This is a genomic window from Bradyrhizobium sp. STM 3809, from assembly GCF_000239795.1.
Lineage (GTDB): Bacteria > Pseudomonadota > Alphaproteobacteria > Rhizobiales > Xanthobacteraceae > Bradyrhizobium.
Genome location: NZ_CAFJ01000693.1, coordinates 1 through 3,584 on the forward strand (window position 1 = coordinate 1; position 3,584 = coordinate 3,584).

General features: G+C 68.9%; 3 protein-coding genes. 2 read left to right on the forward strand and 1 reads right to left on the reverse strand.

What is annotated here, in order from left to right:
- Window positions 1-461: aspartate/glutamate racemase family protein (locus BRAS3809_RS30455; protein WP_035659489.1), on the forward strand; the 461-nt coding region annotated here is incomplete at its 5' end.
- On the opposite strand, the gene BRAS3809_RS30460 is transcribed toward BRAS3809_RS30455, so the two are convergent.
- Window positions 462-1,820 (reverse strand): LLM class flavin-dependent oxidoreductase, encoded by a 1,359-nt coding sequence (locus tag BRAS3809_RS30460; RefSeq protein WP_008965865.1) that lies wholly within the window; start codon window positions 1,818-1,820, stop codon window positions 462-464.
- 183 nt (window positions 1,821-2,003) lie between these two features.
- Between BRAS3809_RS30460 and BRAS3809_RS30465 the strand changes: the two genes are divergently transcribed.
- Window positions 2,004-3,584: tannase/feruloyl esterase family alpha/beta hydrolase (locus tag BRAS3809_RS30465; RefSeq protein ID WP_035659492.1), on the forward strand; the 1,581-nt coding region annotated here is incomplete at its 3' end.

A 3,584-nucleotide genomic window follows, 5' to 3' on the forward strand; every position in this document is an offset into this window, starting at 1 on the left:
CGCATCGGCATGATTGCGACGGCCTTATCATTGCCGCGTTCGGCGATCCCGGCGCGGCCGAGATCCGCGCGGCGGACGCGAGGCCAGTGGCCGGGATCGGCGAGGCGTCGATGCGCGCGGCGGCCGAGGGCGGGCGGCGCTTCGGCATCGCCACCGTGACGCCGGCGCTGGTGGCGAGCATCTCAGCGCTCGCCGACGCGCTCGGACTGTCGGCGCAATTCACCGGCACGCGGCTGACCGAGGGCGATCCGGTCGCGCTTGCCGCCGATCCCGCGCGGCTGGTCGACGCGCTCGCCGCGGCGACGCGCGCCTGCATCGAGGCTGATGGCGCGGAGGCCGTGATCATCGGCGGCGGCCCGCTGGCCCAGGCCGCCGATCAGTTGCAGCCGCAATTTTCCAGGCCGATCATCAAGCCGATCGCAGCCGCGGTGGCGCGGATGCTGCAGCTTCTGTCCGCGTGACTACGGCCGATACCCCGCCGCCGGATGCGGCGCTGCGAGCCTGGCGCGGCCGAACATCTTTTCGCGCAACGTGCCCGGCCGATATTCCTTCTTGTAGCGGCCGCGCCGGGTCAGCTCCGGCACCAGCATGTCGGCGACATCGGCAAAGCTCTCCGGTGACAGGGCGAAGGCCAGGTTGAGGCCGTCGACGCCGGTCTGCTCGATCCAATGCTCGATGAGATCGGCGACCTTCGACGGCGAGCCGACGAACACCGGCCCGATGCCGCCGATGCCGATGTGCTCGGCGACCTCGCGCACGGTCCAGACCCGGTCCGGATCGGCGCGCGTCACGTTGTCCATGGCGCTGCGGCCGGCCTCGTTGAGGACATGGCGCACCTGCTGGTCGAGCTCATAGGTCGAGAAGTCGACGCCGGTCCAGCCCGACATCAGGGTGAGCGACGCCTCGTGGTCGATGTAGCGGCGGTAGTCGGCGAATTTCGCCTCGGCCTCCGCGTCGGTCTCGCCGAGCACGACGGTGGCGATGCTGAAGATGACGATGTCGCTCGCCGCGCGCCCGGCCTCCACGGCCGCCTGGCGGATCGCGGCGACGCGCGGCGCGATGATCTTGGCCGAGGGGCCGGACATGAACACGCATTCGGCATGGCGGCCGGCGAACACGCGGCCGCGCGGAGATGTGCCGGCCTGATACAGCACCGGCGTCCGCTGCGGCGACGGCTCGCACAGATGGATGGCGTCGAGCTGGTAGTTCTCGCCGTGATGGCTCACCCGATGCACCTTGGCCGGATCGGTGAAGATGTCGCTGGCGCGGTCGCGCTTGACCGCGTCGTCCTCCCAGCTGCCTTCCCAGAGCTTGTAGACCACCTCCATATATTCGTCGGCGACGTCGTAGCGGTCGTCATGCGCGGTCTGGCGCTCTTTGCCCATGCCTCGCGCGGCGCTGTCGAGATAGCCGGTGACGATGTTCCAGCCGATGCGGCCTTCGGTCAGATGATCGAGCGTCGACATGCGCCGCGCGAACGGGTAGGGCGGCTCGTAGGACAGGGTGCAGGTGACGCCGAAGCCGAGATGATCGGTAACCGCGGCCATCGCCGAGATCAGCATCATCGGATCGTTCACCGGCACCTGGATGGCGTGGCGCAGCGCCGCGTCCGGATTGCCGCCATAGACATCGTAGACGCCGAGCACGTCGGCCAGGAAAAGTCCGTCGAAGCGGCCGCGCTCGAGCGTCTTCGCCAGGTCGAGCCAATAGGGCAGGCGATTGTAGTCTGAGGAGCGGTCCCGCGGATGCCGCCACAGGCCGGGCGACTGGTGCCCGACGCAGTTCATCGCAAACGCATTCAACCGGATGTCCGCAGCCATGATGTCCCTCGATCGTGTCGTGCCGACAGATGACACGCTTCGGCAGCGGTTTTCAATCGGACGTGCGCGCACGGCCGCTTGCGGGCCGCGCGCAGGCTTGGCTATGGTCGTGAGGTGATCAAGCGCCGCAAAGCCAATGACGGCGCGACGGGCGGTGGCCCGGATGCTGGGAGGACGAGACTGATGCAGATCCGAGTGACGGCGCTGGCCGCCATGTTGCTGTCGTCGGCAGCGACGATTTCGGCGCGGGCGGAGGATTTCAAGGCGAGCTGCGCCGCGCTGGCGCAGGGCTTTTCCGGCAGCGGCCGTATCGTCACGGCAGAGTTCGTTGCGGCCGGCGGCGTGCAGCTCGCGCCGCCTGCGCCTGCCGGCGTCACGAGCCCGGCGCCCGATCACTGCCTGATCCGCGGCAAGATCAACGAGCGCACCGGCATCGACGGCAAGCCCTATGCGATCGGCTACGAGCTCCGATTGCCCGCGACGTGGAATGGCAAGTTCGTCTTCCAGGGCGGCGGGGGCGTGGATGGCGTGCTGCGGCCGGCGCTCGGCCTGCTCACCGGCACGACACCGCCGAACGCGCTCTCCAACGGCTATGCGGCTGCCTCGACCGATTCCGGCCACCTCGAAGAGCCCGGTCCGCTCGGGCCATACCAGTTCGGCCTCGATCCGCAGGCACGGCGCGACAAGGGCTACAGCTCGATTCCGCCGGTGGCCGAAGCGGCCAGGGGCGCGACCGAGAAGCTTTATGGCAACGCGCCGCGCCGCTCCTACTTTGCGGGCTGCTCGAATGGCGGCCGCCAGGCGATGGCGGTGACGCAGCGTTTCCCGGAACTGTTCGACGGCGTCATCGCCGGCGCGCCGGCCTATCGCGTGCCGCTCGCCGGCATCGACGTGATCGTGCAGGAGCAGGCGCTGCTGTCGATCGCGCCTCCAGGACCCGATGGCAAGGCCGATGTCGGCAGCGCATTGACCGACGAGGACCTGAAGCTGGTCGCCGACGGTGTGACCGCGGCGTGCGACGGCGCCGATGGCGCCAAGGACGGCATGGTGCAGAACGTCATGGCCTGCCGCTTCGATCCGGCGGTGCTCGCCTGCAAGGAGGGCGAGAGCGCGCAGTGCCTGTCCGCGCCCAAGCTGAAGGCCATCAAGCTGATGTTCGACGGCAGCCGCAATGCGATGGGCGGGCTGATCTATTCCCGCTGGCCCTACGACCCCGGCCTCGCCTCGCCAGGCTGGCGCGCCTGGAAGCTCGGCACGCCCAAGGTCAGCCCGCCGAATGCGCGCAATCTGACGCTGATCGCCGGCGGCGTGCCGTATGATTTCATGAGCCCGCCGGAGACGCCGACGGATCTTGTCGCCTGGGTGCGCAATTTCGATATCGACCGCGACGTGCCCAAGGTGATGAAGGGCGCCGGCGGCTTCGACGCCGGCATGGAGTATGAGGCGGCGACCTCGACCGATCTCGACACGTTCAAAGCCAAGGGCGGCAAGATGCTGTTCTATCACGGCACCGCCGACCCGATCTTCTCGGCGCTGGACACGATCGATTATGTCGACCAGCTGAAGAAGAAATACCCGGACACGGACGGCTTCGCGCGGCTGTTCCTGGTTCCCGGCATGAACCATTGCGGCGGAGGACCGGCGACCGATCAGTTCGATCTGCTGACCGCGCTGGACAACTGGGTGGAGGGCAAGGCGGCCGCCCCGGAGACGATCCGCGCCACCGCGCGGCGCGCGCCCGACGTGCCATGGCCGGGCCGCACG